Below are 17,562 nucleotides of genomic sequence, written 5' to 3'. Positions count from 1 at the left end.
TCAGGTATGCGAGTCGTCGATCACCTTCGGCACCGTAAATCGAAACTCGCTGCCACGGCCCACCTCACTTTCGGCAACAATCTTGCCGCCATGGGCCTGGACGATGCCTTGTGTGATGTACAGCCCCAGCCCGCTGCCGGTCGGGTTGTTTTCCGCCTGGGTCCAGTAGCGGTCGAACACATGGGGCAGCTGTTCCGGCGCAATACCTTCGCCGGAATCGCGCACCGAGAACACGATTTCTTCGCCATTGCTCATGGCGCTGATACCGATATTGCCCTGGCGTGGGGTGAACTTGATGGCGTTGCCGATCAGGTTCGACAGCACCTGGAACAGGCGCTCCGGGTCGGCATTGATTTGCAGGCCCGGTTCGGCGTTGAACGACAGATCGATGCCTTTCTCCATCGCCAGGGGCGCCAGCAACGAGTAGGCCTCGTCGAAAATCTGGCTCACATCCAGGATCACCGGCCGCACCACATAGCGCCCGGCCTCGATTTTCGAGGTGTCGAGCAAGTCTTCCAGCAGCACGTTCATACGTCCGGCGGCCTGTTGCATGGTGTCGATGGCCGAGGAAATCCGCCGCGACGTGTGTGGGCCATCGGAGCTGAAGGCCTTCTGCATCATGCCGCACAGCATGGAGATGACCGTCATCGGGTTGCGCAGGTCGTGGGACACCACTGCCACCAGCTCATCGCGGGCGCGCACGGCTTGTTGCTCGCGCAGCACCTGGCGAGCCAGGTCGTTTTCCAGGGCCGAGCGGCGCAGATCGTTGGCGGCAAAATGATCGCCATGGCTCCACTTGGTGGAGATGCCGGCCATTTCCACTTTCCAGATTTCAAATGAGGTGCGTGGGCGAAGGCGCAGGCCGGCGTCGGAGTTTTCCAGGTCCAGCGGTTTTTTCGGGTCGCCGCTCCAGTTGATGTTCTCTTTCACTTCCGGGCGGAACCACAGCACGCCGTTATCCACAGGCTTGGGCAGACTCATCGCCAGCACCCCACTGGCCACCTGTTGGAACTCGGCGGCCGGCGGGTACACCGACGACAGGTTATGGCTGGAGAATACCGGCTCGCCACCTTCTTGCAGCCACTTGTGCAAGGCACGGATCTGCGCCGGCTCCGGGCAGTTACCGTAGCGGTGCAGTTGCTTGTCTTCGATGATCGCCACACCGCCGGACAGGGTCAGATCCATCAGTAATTGCGGTTGCTGGGCCAGGCCGTCGAACACGTTTTCTTCCGAGCGCTTCATCGCCTGGTCGAGCAAGGCCAGGGCCTCGACTTTCTCTTCACGCTGACGGCTCAGGTCCAGGGCTTCCATGGCGCTGATTTGCAGCGACAGCACCTGGCCGATGGTTTGGCAGGCCGTGCGCAGGTCATTGGGCACCAGCAACGGCTCGCGGTTGCCGCAGCTGATCAGGCCCCACAGTTTGTCGCCCTTCATCAGCGAGATACTCATGGACGACAACACGCCCATGTTCTGCATGTACTGGCAATGAATCGGCGACACGCTGCGCAGGGTGGCGAAGCTCAAGTCCAGGGGCTGGCCGGTATCCGGGCGTAGCTTGGGCAGCAGGGGCACAGGCTCGTAGGCCGCGTTCGGGATGATGCGTAGCCAATTGGTGCGATACAGCTCACGGGCTTGCTCCGGGATGTCGGACGCAGGGAAGAACAGCCCGTTGAACAGTTCCATGGACGGTGCCGACGCTTCGGCGATCACTTGGCCATGGCCTTCGTCTTCGAAGCGGTAGATGAGTACCCGGTCGTACCCGGTCATGGCCTGGATTTCATTCACGCTGATTTCGTACAGTGCTTGCAGGGTTTTCGCCGACTGCAAGCGCTGCAGCATTTTGCCCAGGTCACTGGTGCGACCATTCAGCGCCCGTGGGCGGAAATCCTTGAGCAGCGGTTCGAACTCCAGTACCAGCACCTGCTGATGGCGATGCAGCAGGCCTTCGAATTCCGCGCCGTTAAACGTGACGTGCAAGGGCGGCGCATCGAAAAACGTATTGTTTTGCGCCATGTCGGCAACCGCCTTGGCGCGCTCTGCACCTACCAGCGTTTGCAGTGGCTGGCCCAGCAACGCCTCGGCGGGATGGCCGAACAAAGTGGCGACGTTGGCGCTGACCTGGATGATGTTCAGGTCCGGCTCCGACAACGTCAGCAGCACACCGTGGGGCTGGATGGCGCCGGGGAAACGGATGGGCTCGTCGGCACAGTTGGCAAGCAGCTCTTCAAAATCTTCGGGTTTCATAGCAGTACCTCCTGGCTGTCGAGCCATTGCTCAAAGCAGCTGAATGTTGATCGGGCAGCGTCCACTGCGCGCTGTTTGGCTGGCGCGTCGAGTGGCTGGTTGCCCAGGTAATCAAGAAAGTCTTTCCAGCGTCGGCCGGTCTCTACCCCGTAGATATTGAGAAACGCACCGCCGTTGTCGGCATTCACGTTCAGGCGCTGGTCCATTTCCCGGCGCAGTACTTGGCCGCCCAGGGTCGCGCCTTCGAGTACATACATGGCGCCCAGGCAGGCAGCGGGGGTGTCGAACGTGGGAAGTTCAAGGCAACGGGGCAGGGTGTCGACAGCTCGGTCATCCAGGCCCAAGGCATTGAGATCACTGACCAGCGTCGGCGTTTTCACACGCAACGCACAGTCGTAGCCGTCAGGAATCAAGCCACTGTCGTACAGTGCTGACTCGACTGGACCATAAAACCCGTAATACGCCTGGAGCAGGCGCCGATACCAGCCCGCATCCAGACGCTCGGTGAAAAACGGCAGGCGCTTTTCCAGCGCCACATGCAACAGGGCCGTGCCTGTGCGCAACGCTTCCAGCAATGAGGGCGCACCAACGTCATGGGCCTGTGAATGCATTCAATGAGCTCGAACTGTGGGCCTCTCGGCCATGAATGACGCGTGGAAATGGGCGACGATTCTACACACCTCAAAGCCTTATTCTGTACGCACAAGGCGAAAAGGCTGACCAGCGGATCAGAAAAGTCGCTCCTTGCTCATTAATGACCGCAGCGCTTGCCCTGAAGTTCGGTATAAATGATGTCGTGACGCTATCAATGCATGGACGACCCCTGTTGGGTCAGCGCCGTTTGCACACACTCCAGCAAAATCTCGGCACTCCACGGTTTGGGTAGAAACCGTACGGAGCCTCCCAGCTGAGCCGCCAGTTTAGTGTTGCCGGAGGTGAGCAGCACCGGCACGGTTGGCCAACGATGGGCCACCACCCGGCTCAAGTCATAACCATTGAGCAAACCCGGCATCTGGATATCACTGACAATCAAGTCCACCGGATCATCGCCCCGTTCCAGGTAAATCATCCCTTCATCCGCTGAAGGAAACGACGTCACCAGCGCGCCGAAATCCTCCAGTACATCCACCATTAACGATCGAATGATCTCGTCGTCTTCCAACACTAAAATCGATGGCTGAGCCATGATCCTTACTCCACCATCAGGGTTCATTAAGGTGGAGTCGAACACGTCTATATAGGTTCGATTGGATATCTATGGGGCGATGGATGGTCGTTTCAGAGGTGCTATCCGGTAAAGTGCAGGGCTCGCTTCTACGTGCTCAAGGATTGATATGTTTATCCGCGACCCTTTGGTTCCAGAACTGATCTAGAAATGGAGTCCCCATGAAGTACCGTGCTTTGATGACCCTCGCCCTGATCCTCACCACAAGCCCTGCCTTCGCCGCCGGCGACGTCGAGGCGGGCGGCAAGCTCTTCACCAAGACCTGCGGCGGTTGCCACAGCATCGGCGAAGGTGCGCGAGGTGGGTTCGGGCCGGAGCTCAACGGCATCATCGGAAGGCCCGCCGGGACCACCACGGACTATCAGTACTCCGACGCGATGAAAAACTCCGGCGTGGTCTGGACCCGGGACAAACTTGCCGCCTACATCGAGGCACCGAAGAAGGTGGTGAGTGGCACGCGGATGATCTTCTGGGGCATCAGTGATCAGGAGAAAATCGAAAACATCCTGGCCTATCTGGAAACCTTTCAACCCAAATGATCACTCGCGCACGTTTCTGAACAGCATCATCCGCGCACTCTCATGCAGCCCTCGGGTCAGCCCCTGCAAGCGCTGAAACTCTTCAGGGTGTTGTTCGGCCACGTCGTCTCGCGGGGTTTGCGACGCCAGGTCATGCAATGTCGGTGAACTACCGTCGTGCTGCATCTGCAACAGGAAGTCCTTTGTTACGCCGCCAATGATCGGGAAAGTCCCTTCGCGCAACACCAGCGGTACCACGCGTTCGCCCTCAGGCGCGGGCTGCTGGATGTCGCGTCCCATTGCGCCGTTGCGAAACGGTATACCGGCCATGCCCGCCACGGTGGGCAGCAGGTCGGCCAGGCCCACAGCCTCTTCAATCACCCGAGGTGCAAGGCCGGGGGCGTGGATCAGCAGCGGCACGTTGTTACTCTCCAAACCCAGTTGCTCGAACGCCGGTGCCATGTGCGGGATCTGGCTGATGCGCGTGTTGTGGTCACCAAACAACACAAAGATGCTGTTGTCATACCAGCCGCCGGCCTTGGCGATGTCCATCAGGCGACCGATGTTGTAGTCCAACAGGCGTACCGCGTTGTACTGCTCGACGCTGCGCGAACCGGCGGCCTGGACCTGTTCCAGGGGCACGTCCTTTATCTGGAAACCGTCGTTCTGCTTGGGGATGGTGAACGGGCGATGGTTGCCGGAGGTTTGCAGGTAGGCGAAGAACGGCTGGTCCTTTTGCACGGCGCGCAGCAACACGTCGCCTTCCTTGAACAGGTCCAGGTCGGAAATGCCCCACACGTCTACCCGAGGCGAACGCCAGTGGCTTTCGTCATACAACTGCACACCGTCGATGCTCTGGCGAATCAGCGCATTGATGTTCGCCCAGCCAGCGTTGCCGCCGATCATGTAGAACTTCTGGTAACCCTCGAACGCGTTGATCAGCGTGTGTTGCCGGGTGATCAGCGGGTTGCGCGTGGCGGTTTCCTGGCGCGTCACGTCCGGCACGCCGCTGATGCTGGCCCAGACGGTCTTGGCGGTACCGGTGACAGGCACGTAGAAGTGCTTGAAGAACCAGCTCTGGCTGGCGAGTTTGTCCAGGTTTGGCGTGGGGTTCAGCGGGTTGCCGTAGGCACCGACGGCGCTGGTGCCGAGGGATTCAAGCATCACGAAAACTACGTTGGGCGGGCGCTCGCTGGCCAGTCGGTAGGGTTGCACGCCTTGTTCGCGGGTGAAGTTCAGTTGCTGCGCGTCGGGCTGATCAACTCCCAGGTAGTGGGCGATTTGCGGGTAATGCTCGCGCACTTGGGTTTCATCGAATTGCGACTGGCCGACCTTGAGCGTGTCGTACAGGAACAGCACCGGGTTCAGGCCAGCGGCGGCCACCTGGCTATTGCCGGAGAAGAACGCATCGCTCCAACGCAGGGGCACCGGGTTTTCCAGGTTCAGGTTGGCGACGCGGCCGAGCAGGGCCAGCAGCACCACGACAATGCCGATCACCGAGACCGATGCCAGGGTCCATTTGCCGATGACGGTGTTGGGTCGATCCAGGGTCAGGCGCTCCAGGCACACCAGCGCCCACACCCACAGCGCCACTGCCGCCAGCCAGCAAGCGGTAATCCACAGCACCGGGTAGGTTTCCCACACCATCTGTTGAGATATCTGCGCGTCTTGCAGGTAACGCAGCACCGTCGCGTTGATGCGTACGCCGAGGTAGGCGTAATGGCCGAAGTCGATGATGTAGACGAGGCCCACCAGGGCCAGTGCGACCACCAGATACCCGCGAGCCAGCCAGCGCAGAGCGGGCTGGGTGATGAGGTTCCACCGTGGCAGCCAGGCCAGGAGCGCCAGCGGCAGCAGGATCAGCACCGCCAGGCGCAGGTCGAAGCGCAGGCCGATGCCTAGGGTTTCAAAGAGTTGCGGGGTGTTGAATGCCAGGCCGGAAAAACCCACTAAAAACACCAGGCGCAAGGCCGCCAGCAACACAAACACCAACCCGATCGCGCCCACGCCGTAGCGCAAGCGGCGTGATTGCAACGCACTCATCGTTGACCTCTCTGCCATTTCAAAAAGACCGCGCTGGTCAGCAACCCCACGGTGGCGATCAGGCAGTAAACCGTCAGCAGCGGATCCACCAGATAGTCCCAATAGTTTTCCGACGCCTTGAGCCGCAGCGCGAACGCCAGCGTGCCCAGCGCCAACATCCATACCGCCAGCGCATTACGCAGCCACAGCATCACCAGCGCCGCAACCGCCACCAGCACAATCATCGGACGAGGGTTGAACCCCCAGCGATACGGATCGAAGTACGTCAGCCCCAACGTGGCCGGGTACAGCGCCAGGCTCAGCAGCCCGAACACCACCAGCATCTGCACCTGATGGCGGCGATTGAGTGCCTGCACCAAGCCCAGTCGGCACAACCCCACCCACGCCAAAAACACCAAGGTGCTGATCGCCAGGTCATCGGTAAAGCTGCGCACATACGCTGCCAGCGGCAGTTGGTTGATCGGGATGAAACTCACGGCCACCAGCACCGGCAGCAACCACGGCCGCCACGGAGCGGTAAAGCGCAGCGCGCACAACGCCACAAACCCCAGCAATACAAAACTCAAATGGGCCTGCCACACCGAAACCATCACAGACGCTCCGCCAGCCAGGCTTCGTTGAAGCTGACATGCTTGATAAAGGTGTTATTCCACGAATAAACCAAGTGGTAGGTGCCATCCGGGCTACGGCTGAAATACGGGTATTCGTATTCGAAATCGCAGCCGACGGGCTTGCACACGCGGTAGTCCAGGCTGCTGAGAAAGCGTTGTTCCAGGGGCAGGCGTTTCGTGCCGCTGGAGGCGCGGAAACCTTCACCGATGATTGCCTTGTAGGCCTCGGGGGAGAAGGGCTGGCCCAGCGGGTCCGGCGATTGGTCCAACTGCACCACGGTGCGCCACTGGCTGAGCTGGGCGTCTGTGCCGTAAAGACTGAGTTTGAAGCGGCCGTCTTGCAGGTCGTTGAGTGCCACCAGCAATCCGTCATCTTGCGTGCGCACGGCGGCCAACGACGAATTGGGGTTGGCCGGCTCCAGTGGGTACGGTTCGCTCCAGGTTTTGCCGGCATCAACGGTGCGGCTGGCCAATACGCGGTGATGGGTGTCGCCCGCGTAACGCAACATCGCCACGGCGCGTTGGCCGTCCAGCGGCACGATGGAAGGTTGCAGGGAATGCTTGCCGCGGCTGATGCGGAATTTATCGATCACCGCCCCGTCGGCGCTCAAGTACAGGTACTCGGCAAACTTGCCCATGAATTCGTGATACACCGGCAGGCCGATGGAGCCGTCGGCATGAAACACCGGCGCGGCGCGTACCAGGGTGCTGATATTGAAGAACGGCGAGGTCACCAATTGCCTCGGTGCTGACCAGGTGGCGCCAAGGTCATCCGACACCATCACATTGATCGCACTGGCCGCCCAGCCACCGACGGACACCGACACGTAAAACATCCACAGGCGTTTATCTGGCGCCAGCGCAATCACCGGGTTGCCGAGCTTGCGGATATAACGTTGGGTGCCGTCGCGAGTGCTTTCCCGCGTCGCCAGTACGTGCTCGGCGCCCCATTCGCCGCTGCTGGCATCGAAGCGTGCGGTGCGCACCTGCACATCGGCGGCGCCTTCGCGCGAACCGGCAAACCACACCGCCATCAAGTCGCCGCCGGGCAGGGCGGTGACGGACGAAGAGTGCACAAAATCCGTGAGTTGGGTGGACACAAACCGGCTGGTGTAGTGCGGGGCCGCCGCCACTTTCGCGGTATTCGGGTTCGCCTGGGCAAATGGCGCCAACACATGGGGCGGATGGCTTTGCCAGGCGGCAAAAAACACGGCCAACAGGCTGCAAATCAATAAGGCGGAGCGCATAGGGGACCTGTGGATAAAAGGATTACGGCACACGTTCATCCGGCAGGCGCTTCCTGCGACCGGTGAGCATGGATAACGGCAGGTTGTCGCGCACCTGGACACTTTCAAACAGCGCGGCCAGCACGTGGAGGCACACCAGGCCCATCAGCGTATTGGCGGCGGTTTCATGGATTTGCAGCGGCCAGTCGGCGCCCCACAGGGCATCGACTTCCTGCATCAGGAAGCCGCTGAATCCGATGGTGAGCAGCGCCAGTAACATCAACAGCATCACCAGCGCGCCAATCGGCGAATGGCCCAGCCGATGCTGCAGCCGGCCATTGAGCAGTGAGCGCACGTGGGCATTCAGGCGTTTGGGAGTCGGCCAGAAATCCGCCCAACGCGCACTGCGTGGCCCGACAAATCCCCACACTAAACGCACCAGCAGCCAGGCCATGGCGTAATAGCCCAGCCAGACATGCCAGTCGTCGCCCGCTTCGTTAAAGAAGTAGTTGGCGACAAAGACCCCGGCGATAGACAGATGAAACAGCCTCACCAACGGGTCCCACAGGCGCAGGGATTCGCCTGGCATCAGCCTTTGATCTCAGTCTTCACGGCTTTGCCGGTGACGGGGTCGTGGTAGATCTCGACCTTGCGCTTGTCCTTGTCGAAGCCGTAGATCTCGTAGCAGTTGCCGTCGGTGACCTTGAACTTGCTGATGGTATAGCCTTCGGCCTTGAGCTTGTCCTGGAAGGCTTTTTCATCTTGCCATTGCGAGCGCTCGGCGGTGGTGCACTGCGGGCCGGCAATGGCCAGTGGGCTGGCGAGGATCAGGGACAACAGGAGAATTTTGCGCATGGAAAAGCTCTCAGCAGATGTGGGAGGTTTCACAGTGCAAAACCAACCTTAGTGCAACCTTAGTTGGCAACGAGCCGTAACATCTTTGTAGGAATTTTCCTGGCTATAACCCGGCATGATGCCGCCGTTTCCCACAGAGATTTCGTGATGCGCCTACTCCTTGTCGAAGATGACCGCGCCCTCGGCCAAGGGATTCGCGTGGCCTTGGCGGCCGAAGGCTATACCCTCGATTGGCTGCAAGATGGGGTCGCTGCCTTGCATGCGTTGCGTACGGAAGCCTTCGATTTGCTGCTGCTTGATCTCGGTCTGCCGCGTCTTGATGGTCTCGACCTGTTGCAGCAACTGCGCGCCGAGCAGCATGACCTGCCGGTGCTGATCCTCACCGCCCGCGACGGCACCGCGGAACGCATCGCTGGCCTGGACGCGGGTGCTGACGACTATCTGGTCAAACCTTTCGACGTCGAGGAACTCAAGGCTCGCGTGCGTGCCCTGTTGCGCCGCAGCCAGGGCCGCGCGCAACCGATGCTGGAGCACGCCGGCATCAGCCTCGACCCAGCGACCCAACAAGTGCGTTATCAGGATGGGGAAATCATCGTGACGCCGATGGAGTACCAACTGTTGCATCAACTGATGGTGCGCCCTGGCAAAGTCGTGACCCGCGAGCGCTTGTCCCGTGCGCTGTACGGCTGGCAGGACCGGGTTGAGAGCAACACATTGGAAGTGTTGATCCACAACCTGCGCAAAAAGTTATCCACCGAGCTGATCCGCACCGTGCGTGGTGTTGGCTATGTGCTGGTGCTCACGCCATGAACTCGGTGCGTGGGCGCATCCTCATTCCAGTGCTGGTGCTGATTCTGCTGGGCGATGCCCTGATCAGTTGGCTGGTATTACGCGACAGTCACCACGAAATCGAAGAAGTCTACGACGCCCAACTCGCCCAAAGCGCCCGCCTGCTGCAAGGTGTACTGCGCCAACGCGACCCCGGCGACGCCGATTGGGACCGGTTGCATGAGGCGTTTGACCAGGCCATGAGTCGTGTGGGCGAGGAGGGCGTTGCCCATCCCTATGAAACACGCCTGACGTTCCAGATATGGCGCACGGACGGCCAACTGTTGGTGCGCTCCGCTGAAGCGCCAATCCTCAGTGTGCCGCCTGCGCCGCTCGGCTCCCATGACCTGATGGACAATGGCCACGACTGGTGCGCTTTCCTCCTCGCCGACCCGCAGCAAGGCGTGCTGATTTGGGTGGGCGAGCGCGATGACATTCGCCAGGACGTGATCCAGCGCATCATGCGTCACACCCTCTGGCCCACGTTGATTGGCGTGCCGCTGCTGACGCTGTTGATCTGGCTGGTCATCGGCTGGGGCCTCAAGCCCTTGCGCGCCATGGCCCTGTCGATTCGCGGGCGTAACACCGACACTCTGCAGCCGCTGCACCTCAAGCCGTTGCCCAACGACCTGGAGCCGATGCAGACCGCGTTGAACCGATTGCTGGTCCAGGTAGACGATTTACTCGAACGTGAACGCCGCTTCATCGCCGATGCCGCCCATGAATTGCGCACGCCCTTGGCGATTTTGCGCATCCATGCACAGAACGCCCAAAGCGCCGAGACACCCGAGCAACGCCGCGAGGCCTTGGACTTTTTGGTCAACGGCGTCGACCGCGCCACGCGCATCGGCAGTCAGTTGCTGACCATGGCCCGTATCGAACCGCAACTGAACAACCCTAAGTGCATCCCTGTGCAACTTACCGAGCTGGTGCGCGAAGAACTGGCGGAATTGACCCCGCTGGCCATGGAAAAAGGCGTGGAACTGGTGCTGGAAGGCAATGAGGAGTGCTGGGTTGAAACCGAACCGGTGGCCTTGGCCATTGCGCTGCAAAACCTGGTGACCAATGCCCTCAACTTCTCCCCTGCCGGCAGCGAAGTGAAGGTGGTGATTGGCGCCAACGGCCTCAGTGTGGAAGACCAGGGGCCGGGCATTGACGAGGCAGAAATGGGGCGCCTGTTCGAACGCTTCTACAGTCGAGGCAATGCCAATGGCGCGGGGCTGGGCTTGGCGATTGTCGAAATGATCGTGGGTAAGATCGGCTGTCGGTTGGCGCTGCATAACCGGGAGCAAGGTGGGTTGCGCGCGCAGTTGGTGTTTAACGAATCGGCATAGTGGGAGGAACATTCTGTTTAAACGCGGGTCCAGTCATTACTCACTCTCACCCCGATAAGGACATCTCCCCGTGAAGCGAATCGCGCTGCTCTCCATCGCCCTGGCCCTGGGCGCCTGCCAATCCAACCAACGCGACTCGTCGCCCAGCCTGTTCAAGGACGGCATCCAACTGCGCCAGAAAACCGTGGACGTGGATGCGGAGCACGCCAAGGTCATCATGAAGGCCACCGGCGGCACCAACCCCGTCGAATTCGCCATCCGCCGCGAAGGCGACCCCGACCAACGCCTGGAAACCCTCGGCACTGTGATGGATACCGGCGAAGGCAAAGTCTTCAATTGGATTGCCAAGCTGAACCAGACTGTGGCGAGTGCGGGGTTCAAGCGGTTTCCACAATTGGAGATTCAGGCGGACCCTGGCAAGAAACTCACCGTGTCCAGCTCGGCGAGAAGCCAGGGCAATGGGGTTTACTACAGCTGCGGGCCGGTGATGAACACGTTCAGCCCGGAAAAGGCCAAGGTGTATTTGGTGGAGTTCCAGTTCCGGCTCAACCGTGCGGCGTGTGCGCTGCAGGTGTTTGATATTACGGATCCGGGGAATCGGGTGTTGGTTGGGGGGGCGGGGAATGAGGTGAAGGAGGGGTAAGGGGCGAGGGGGACGACCAACCCCCCATTCGCAAGCATCTGAGATGCCTGGGGACGTTGCGGAGTTTTTTATTGGTCAGTGACAGTCTGCGCATGAAGCTGAATCCTCTACGTCTGTGTCATTCGCTTGCATCTTCGTAATCAAACGCGATGAAGTAGTCACTTTCTGAAAGCTTAATTTCATGAGAAAAGTGCGTCTGTATCTGTGGCAGCCACTCACGCCGGTTGATCAGCCCAACAGATGCTTGGAAATCAACCGTGAGATTTCGACGATCGAGGTCTTCCCCGTAAACTCGAATTTCACCTTCCCCAACGACGAAAAGTAAATCTCCAACTCCGAATCCAGATCAAACGTCCCGGACGTCTCCACCGAATACGCGACGATGTTCTTGTACGGCAGCGACGTGAAATCCTTCTTGCTACCGGTAATCCCCTGCACATTCACCGCGATAATCCGCTTGGTGGTAAACACCACCCCATCACGCATGGCCTTGTACGCATACACCACTTCTTCACCGTCCAGCAGCAGGTCGGCGACGCGTTCGGCGTATTCGTTGTTTTGCTTGAGTTTGAAGAAACCTTTGTTGTTGAAGTCGATCATGGGCTTGCCTCTTGGGTGTATGCCGTTTTGCTCGCGGATCTGTATCTAACGCGGGCATTTTGAACGCCCTACCATGGCGGCCAACCTTACAACCTTGGCCAGATGTTTCAAAAAGCGGAGCCCCATCATGCCTGAACTGTCCAACTGGCTGGCCTATGCGCTGATCTCACTCGGCATGGTGCTCACGCCCGGCCCGAATATGATCTACCTCATTTCCCGCTCGATCTGCCAGGGGCGCACGGCCGGGTTGATCTCCCTGGGCGGCGTGGCGTTGGGTTTTCTGGTTTATATGCTGTGCGCGGCATTGGGGATCACCGCTTTGGTGATGGCGGTGCCGTTTGCCTACGACGCGTTGCGCTTCGGCGGGGCGATGTACCTGGCGTATATGGCTTGGCAGGCGATCCGTCCGGGTGGGCGTTCACCGTTCCAGGTGCGGGACCTGCCCAAGGACAGCCCGCGCAAGCTGTTCACCATGGGCCTGGTGACCAATCTGCTAAACCCCAAGGTGGCGGTGATGTACTTGTCGTTGCTGCCCCAATTCATCGACCCGAACGGTCATGGCAGTGTGCTGGTGCAATCGCTGGTGCTGGGTTTTACGCAGATTTTTATCAGTGTGAGCGTCAACGCGGTGATTGCCACGATGGCGGGTTCCATCGCGGTGTTTTTCGTCACCCGACCGGGGTGGCAGGTGGTGCAGCGTTGGTTGATGGGGTCGGTGTTGATGGGGTTGGCGGTGCGGATGGCCGTGGAAGGGCGGCGGTGAGTTGTGCTTTATAGGACGGCTTTCAGATAGTCCTTGAGTGCGCCGAGCGGGGTGTTGAGTTCATCCAATGTCGACGCTTGGTGTGCATCCACCGCCAGCCGTTGCAGTTCGCGGCCCATCACGGTCTCGGGGCCACCCAGGGAATCGAGCGCCTGCGTCAGGCATTCATTGAGCTTCATCTGAATCCCAACCCAATCCCCCTGCCGCACCAACAACCCAAACACCTCGCGGTCATACCCCTCCATCACCGGATCATCCCGTAAAACCGGGCTGCCGCCGTCCGTCTCGTGCACCAGCTTCAGTGCAAAGAGCGCAACCGCTTCCAGCGTCAATTCCATGGTTTCGGTTCCTCGGCGTCTTTGGGGGATAGTAGGGGAGGGCGATGATCCCTGTTCTGCGGCGGAAAAAAAAGACCTGGGGCTACTTGCCTGCTGCAGCAATGGGGTCGCTTTTGCTCGTTGTAGTGGCCAGTTTTTCTCATTACCATTGGGAACAATTCTTATTCGTAGGGCTTTGTATGCCCCCGCTTCCCGAGCCCGTCGCCGCACCCTTCAGCGTTGGCAGCCTGTATTCGGCCCATCACGGCTGGATTCAACGCTGGCTGGCCCGAAAACTCGGCAATGTCAGTGATGCCGCCGAGCTGGCTCACGATGTCTTCGTCAGGTTGTTGAGCCATCCGCGTGACTTCGGCAGCGAAGGACATGCGCGTGCGTATCTCAGCACGTTGTCGCGCAATGTGTGTGTGGATTTTTTCCGACGCAAGCAGGTAGAGCAGGCCTGGCTTGAGGTGTTGGCGAGCCGGCCTGAAGACTGTGCGCCTTCGGAGGAGCATCGCGCATTGGTGCTGGAGGCCCTGGTGCATTTGCAGGCGATGCTTGATCGCTTGCCGGCCAAGGTGTCCGAGGCATTCTGCCTGGCTCAGATCGAGGGCTTGAGCTATCGCGAGATCGCGCTGCGTATTGGTTTGAGCGAGCGTACTGTCACCAAATATATTGGCCAGGCCATGTTCCAGTGCATGGTGCTGGAGGCTGAATTGGACGGTGCCTTGTCATGAGCACCAACCCCGTTGGCCTGGATCACGCCACCTTGCAGCAAGCGGCCGACTGGTTTGCCCGCCTGAGTGCCGAGCCCAATGCCCTGCCGTTGCAGGAGGCCTGGCGCCAATGGCATGCCCACAGTGAGGTCAACCGGCTGGCCTGGAGCTATGTTGCACGTGTAGGACAACGCTTTGCGTCGTTGCAGGACGATGCCGTGGGAGCCACCAAGACGCTGGAGAGTCTGCGACATTCTCAGCGTTCGCGGCGCCAGGTGTTGCGCGGGTTGTCGGTGGTCATGGGCGGCACGTTGTTGGGGTGGGCCGGTTGGCAACAGCGCTGGTTATCGGGGAGCTGGAACACGGATTTCCATACGAGCACCACGGTGTCGGGCGAGCAGCTGTTGGCCGACGGGACGCGCATCTGGCTTAACAGCGGTACGGCGTTGGATGTGAATTTCAGCGCCGGCCAGCGCGAGTTGAAACTCTACAGCGGCGAAATCCTGATCAACACCGGCAAGGACGTGCGACCGTTCGTGGTGCAAACACTCCAAGGCGGTTTGCGTCCTTTGGGGACGCGCTTCAGTGTGCGTGAACAGGACGGGCACACGTTGCTCAATGTGTTCGAGGGCAGCGTAGAGGCTGCCTGTGGGGATACCGATCAACGCCGCATCCTATCGGCGGGGCAGGGCGTTCTATTTGATCGACAACGTCTGGCCGCGACGCAACGTGCTCAACCTGGGCGTGAGGCTTGGGCAAAAGGCGTGTTGATGGCGAACGATATGCGGCTGGGGGACTTCGTTGGTGAACTCGCCAGCTACCGACATGGCCATCTGGGCGTCGACCCCCAGGTCGCCAATCTTCGGGTGATGGGCACTTATCCACTGCAAGACACCGATCAGGTACTGGCAATGCTTGAGCAGGTCTTGCCCGTGCGCATCGAGCGGCGCTTCGCCTGGTGGACCACGGTGGTTGCGCGCTGACATTTTTTTGCATCTTGTGCTTCCGGTTTTGATTGCTCATACGAATTAGAGAAGGACAACGGCTTGACGCCTCCTTCGACCGGAACTGTTTTATGTCCTTATTCCTGTGTAACTCATCCCAACCTTTAGCGCTGGCTCTCGCGTTTGCCTTGGTCATTCCCGCCAGCCTGGGCATGGCGCCACTGGCGGCAGCCGCTGAGCAGTCGAGCGTACAGACCTACGATCTGCCGGCCGGTGACTTGGCCGACCAACTCAACCAGCTCGCCGGCCAAGCCGGCATCTACCTGGCGGGCGATGCCGCGCTCACCGCCGGCAAGACCGGTGCGGCGATGCGCGGCAGTTACACGGTTGACCAGGCGCTGCAAACGCTATTGGTGGGGAGTGACCTCACGGTAGTGCAGACCGGCGAGGGGCGCTATCAACTGCAGCCGGGTGCAGGCGGCGCGTTGCAACTGGGTACGGTGTCGATCTCCGGCATGGCACCGGGTTCGACGACCGAAGGCACCGGTCTGTACACCACGTATTCGTCCAGCAGTTCGACGCGGCTGAACCTGACCCAGAAAGAAACTCCGCAATCGCTCACGGTGATCACCCGCCAGCGCCTCGACGACCAGAAACTCACCAACCTTACCGAAGTGCTGGAAGCCACGCCGGGCATCACTGTGCTGCGCGTCGGCGTGGGCGCGGAGAACGATACTTACTGGTCCCGTGGTTTCCAGATCAACAACTTCGAAATCGATGGCGTCCCCACCTCGGCGCGGTTGGACAACACCACTCAGAACACCGCGATGTACGATCGTGTTGAAGTGGTGCGCGGCGCCACCGGCCTGATCAGTGGTTCGGGTACGCCCTCAGCGACTATTAACCTGATCCGCAAGCGCCCGACCGCCGAAACCCAGGCCAGCATCAGTGGCGAGGCGGGCAGTTGGGACCGTTATGGCACCGGTTTTGATGTGTCCGGGCCCTTGAACGACAGCGGCAATCTTCGCGGGCGCCTGGTGGTGGACTATAAGAAGCAGAACTCCTGGGTCGACCGCGTCAACACGGACTCGCAACTGGTGTACGGCATTTCCGAGTTCGACCTGAGCGACGCCACCATGCTCACGGTGGGCTTCAGCTACATCAACAACCAGGTCAACGACCCGCTGCGCACCGGCTTCCAGATGTTCTACAGCAATGGCAATCGCACAAACTTCAGCCGTTCGGCCAACAGTGCACCGGACTGGGCCTACAACGACCGCAAGCAGACCAACGTCTTCTCTTCTATAGAGCACCAGTTCGATAACGGCTGGAGTGGCAAGGTGGAAGTCAGTCACACCCAGAATGAATTCGACGAACTGATCAACTATATGAATGGTGATATCGACCAGGTCACCGGGCAGGGCGCCTATCTATATCCCAACCGCTGGTCCGGCACGCCGCGCCAGAACAACCTTGATGCCTACCTTACTGGCCCTTTCAGCCTGTTTGGGCGCGAGCATGAATTGATCGCTGGCGTCACGATGTCGCGCTATAACGAAAATACCCCAAGCCATGGCGGTTGGTTTGGTTCCTGGACCGGCTACGACGGTACTGTGCCCAACATTTTCAACTGGAACGGCAGCGGCGCCAACCGCCCGGATACCACGCCTGTTGGTAAGACGCATATTGAAGAAAACCAATACGCCGCCTACCTGACCTCGCGCTTTCATGTCACCGACAATACTGCCGTCATCCTCGGCGGTCGCGTCACCGACTGGAAGCGCAACAACGAAGTCAGCGTGTACGCCGATCCGACCCAGGACACCGAAAGCAAGGAAACCCGCAACGGTGTCTTCCTGCCGTACGCCGGTATTGTCTATGACCTGAGCGACACTTGGGCGGTGTATGCCAGCTACACCAAAATCTTCAACCCGCAGGCCTATGGCGTTCACGACGAAAACAACAAAGCCCTCGACCCGCAGGAAGGCACTGGCTACGAGGTCGGGGTAAAAGGCAGTTTCAACGACGACAAACTCAATGCCAGCCTGGCGTTGTTCAAAATCGACCAGGACAACCTGCCGGTGTACGTGCGTGCGCCGGATATCTACCGCCTGGAACAGGGCACTACCACCAAAGGCGTCGAGTTGGAACTTAACGGTGAGTTGAGCGAAGGCTGGCAGGCGTCGGCGGGGTATGCGTACAGCGTGAGCACCAATCAGGACGACCAGCGCATTGTCACGACCAGTCCGCGGCATAGCCTCAAGACGTTCACCACTTACCGGCTGCCGGGAGTGTTCGACAAGGTCACCGTGGGCGGCGGCGTGAACTGGCAGAGCAAGACGGGGATGGACCTGCACACGTTCGAGCAGGGGAGTTATGCGCTGACCAATGTGATGGCGCGGTACGACATCAGCAAGAACCTGAGTGCCACGCTGAATGTGAATAACGTATTTGATCGCAGCTACTATGCGTATGCGGACAGTTGGAGTGTTTATGGCGCGCCGCGCAACTTCATGACGAGTTTCAAGTACACCTTCTGACGGTGCCGCCCGGGCGGGTGCTTCGGTTAGGAAAAGAATTTCTGCGCAGGGGTTGACCACGAATTTTAAAGCTGTATTATTCGCCTCCCGCTGACGAGAGATCTGAAGCGCAAGTGGTTGAAGTTGTTGAAGAAATCTTCGAAAGCTTCTGAAAA

Annotated in this window: 18 protein-coding genes; 8 read left to right on the top strand and 10 right to left on the bottom strand. The window is 59.8% G+C overall.

Features of this window, described 5'->3' with window-relative positions; all coding sequences use genetic code 11:
- From ACP7BX_RS28100 to ACP7BX_RS28090, 3 genes are all read right to left on the bottom strand, one after another.
- Window positions 1-2,244 (bottom strand): ATP-binding protein, encoded by a 2,244-nt coding sequence (locus ACP7BX_RS28100; RefSeq protein ID WP_426131091.1) that lies wholly within the window; start codon window positions 2,242-2,244, stop codon window positions 1-3.
- A complete protein-coding gene (locus ACP7BX_RS28095; protein ID WP_314534672.1) occupies window positions 2,241-2,855 on the bottom strand; it encodes a biliverdin-producing heme oxygenase in 615 nt (204 codons plus the stop codon). The genes ACP7BX_RS28100 and ACP7BX_RS28095 overlap by 4 nt, the downstream gene beginning before the upstream one ends.
- A 194-nt stretch (window positions 2,856-3,049) precedes the next feature.
- Window positions 3,050-3,430, bottom strand: a complete 381-nt coding sequence (locus ACP7BX_RS28090; RefSeq protein ID WP_016979625.1) for a response regulator — start codon at window positions 3,428-3,430, stop codon at window positions 3,050-3,052.
- A 200-nt stretch (window positions 3,431-3,630) separates the two neighbouring features.
- Between ACP7BX_RS28090 and ACP7BX_RS28085 the strand changes: the two genes are divergently transcribed.
- The gene (locus ACP7BX_RS28085; RefSeq protein WP_061434008.1) at window positions 3,631-4,008 is read left to right on the top strand and encodes a c-type cytochrome; all 378 of its coding nucleotides are present in this window, start codon (window positions 3,631-3,633) and stop codon (window positions 4,006-4,008) included.
- Here ACP7BX_RS28085 and ACP7BX_RS28080 read toward each other — a convergent pair whose 3' ends face one another.
- The 5 genes from ACP7BX_RS28080 to ACP7BX_RS28060 are packed head-to-tail and all read right to left on the bottom strand — an operon-like array spanning window position 4,009 to window position 8,722.
- A complete protein-coding gene (locus ACP7BX_RS28080) occupies window positions 4,009-6,030 on the bottom strand; it encodes an LTA synthase family protein (protein ID WP_426131094.1) in 2,022 nt (673 codons plus the stop codon).
- Window positions 6,027-6,620, bottom strand: a complete 594-nt coding sequence (locus tag ACP7BX_RS28075; RefSeq protein WP_426131096.1) for a hypothetical protein — start codon at window positions 6,618-6,620, stop codon at window positions 6,027-6,029. Before ACP7BX_RS28075 ends, ACP7BX_RS28080 begins: the two co-directional genes overlap by 4 nt.
- Window positions 6,620-7,888, bottom strand: a complete 1,269-nt coding sequence (locus tag ACP7BX_RS28070) for a sialidase family protein (RefSeq protein WP_426131098.1) — start codon at window positions 7,886-7,888, stop codon at window positions 6,620-6,622. Before ACP7BX_RS28070 ends, ACP7BX_RS28075 begins: the two co-directional genes overlap by 1 nt.
- Before the next feature lie 22 nt (window positions 7,889-7,910).
- On the bottom strand, window positions 7,911-8,456 hold the full coding sequence (locus tag ACP7BX_RS28065) for a cytochrome b/b6 domain-containing protein (RefSeq protein ID WP_426131100.1): 546 nt from the start codon (window positions 8,454-8,456) through the stop codon (window positions 7,911-7,913).
- Window positions 8,456-8,722: a PepSY domain-containing protein gene (locus tag ACP7BX_RS28060; RefSeq protein WP_033896240.1), complete on the bottom strand. Its 267-nt coding sequence runs from the start codon at window positions 8,720-8,722 to the stop codon at window positions 8,456-8,458. Before ACP7BX_RS28060 ends, ACP7BX_RS28065 begins: the two co-directional genes overlap by 1 nt.
- A gap of 147 nt (window positions 8,723-8,869) precedes the next feature.
- Between ACP7BX_RS28060 and ACP7BX_RS28055 the strand changes: the two genes are divergently transcribed.
- The 3 genes from ACP7BX_RS28055 to ACP7BX_RS28045 all read left to right on the top strand — a co-directional run bounded on the left by ACP7BX_RS28055 (window position 8,870) and on the right by ACP7BX_RS28045 (window position 11,527).
- Window positions 8,870-9,532 (top strand): response regulator, encoded by a 663-nt coding sequence (locus ACP7BX_RS28055; protein WP_426131102.1) that lies wholly within the window; start codon window positions 8,870-8,872, stop codon window positions 9,530-9,532.
- Entirely contained in the window at window positions 9,529-10,884 is a 1,356-nt protein-coding gene (locus ACP7BX_RS28050; RefSeq protein WP_426131104.1) for an ATP-binding protein, read from the top strand. The genes ACP7BX_RS28055 and ACP7BX_RS28050 overlap by 4 nt, the downstream gene beginning before the upstream one ends.
- A gap of 70 nt (window positions 10,885-10,954) precedes the next feature.
- A complete protein-coding gene (locus ACP7BX_RS28045; protein WP_426131106.1) occupies window positions 10,955-11,527 on the top strand; it encodes a hypothetical protein in 573 nt (190 codons plus the stop codon).
- Window positions 11,528-11,755: 228 nt separating this feature from the next.
- Here ACP7BX_RS28045 and ACP7BX_RS28040 read toward each other — a convergent pair whose 3' ends face one another.
- Window positions 11,756-12,127 carry a PH domain-containing protein gene (locus ACP7BX_RS28040; protein ID WP_426131108.1) on the bottom strand — a complete coding sequence of 124 codons (372 nt, stop codon included), beginning with the start codon at window positions 12,125-12,127 and terminating at the stop codon, window positions 11,756-11,758.
- A 127-nt stretch (window positions 12,128-12,254) separates the two neighbouring features.
- On the opposite strand from ACP7BX_RS28040, the gene ACP7BX_RS28035 reads away from it, so the two are divergent.
- Window positions 12,255-12,890: a LysE family translocator gene (locus ACP7BX_RS28035; RefSeq protein WP_177115208.1), complete on the top strand. Its 636-nt coding sequence runs from the start codon at window positions 12,255-12,257 to the stop codon at window positions 12,888-12,890.
- A gap of 8 nt (window positions 12,891-12,898) precedes the next feature.
- On the opposite strand, the gene ACP7BX_RS28030 is transcribed toward ACP7BX_RS28035, so the two are convergent.
- Window positions 12,899-13,228: a hypothetical protein gene (locus ACP7BX_RS28030; protein WP_178952380.1), complete on the bottom strand. Its 330-nt coding sequence runs from the start codon at window positions 13,226-13,228 to the stop codon at window positions 12,899-12,901.
- Window positions 13,229-13,407: 179 nt separating this feature from the next.
- Between ACP7BX_RS28030 and ACP7BX_RS28025 the strand changes: the two genes are divergently transcribed.
- From ACP7BX_RS28025 to ACP7BX_RS28015, 3 genes are all read left to right on the top strand, one after another.
- The gene (locus ACP7BX_RS28025; RefSeq protein ID WP_426131111.1) at window positions 13,408-13,944 is read left to right on the top strand and encodes a sigma-70 family RNA polymerase sigma factor; all 537 of its coding nucleotides are present in this window, start codon (window positions 13,408-13,410) and stop codon (window positions 13,942-13,944) included.
- Entirely contained in the window at window positions 13,941-14,906 is a 966-nt protein-coding gene (locus ACP7BX_RS28020; RefSeq protein ID WP_426131113.1) for a FecR domain-containing protein, read from the top strand. The genes ACP7BX_RS28025 and ACP7BX_RS28020 overlap by 4 nt, the downstream gene beginning before the upstream one ends.
- 92 nt (window positions 14,907-14,998) lie before the next feature.
- Window positions 14,999-17,407: a TonB-dependent siderophore receptor gene (locus ACP7BX_RS28015; protein WP_426131115.1), complete on the top strand. Its 2,409-nt coding sequence runs from the start codon at window positions 14,999-15,001 to the stop codon at window positions 17,405-17,407.
- The last annotated feature ends 155 nt before the right edge of the window (window positions 17,408-17,562 follow it).

Origin of the sequence: Pseudomonas sp. DWP3-1-3b3 (genome assembly GCF_049896305.1) — a bacterium.
In the GTDB taxonomy this organism is placed as follows: Bacteria; Pseudomonadota; Gammaproteobacteria; order Pseudomonadales; family Pseudomonadaceae; genus Aquipseudomonas; species Aquipseudomonas azotoformans_A.
The sequence above is the reverse complement of the archived record's forward strand: the minus strand, read 5'-3'. Positions and strand labels throughout refer to the sequence as shown.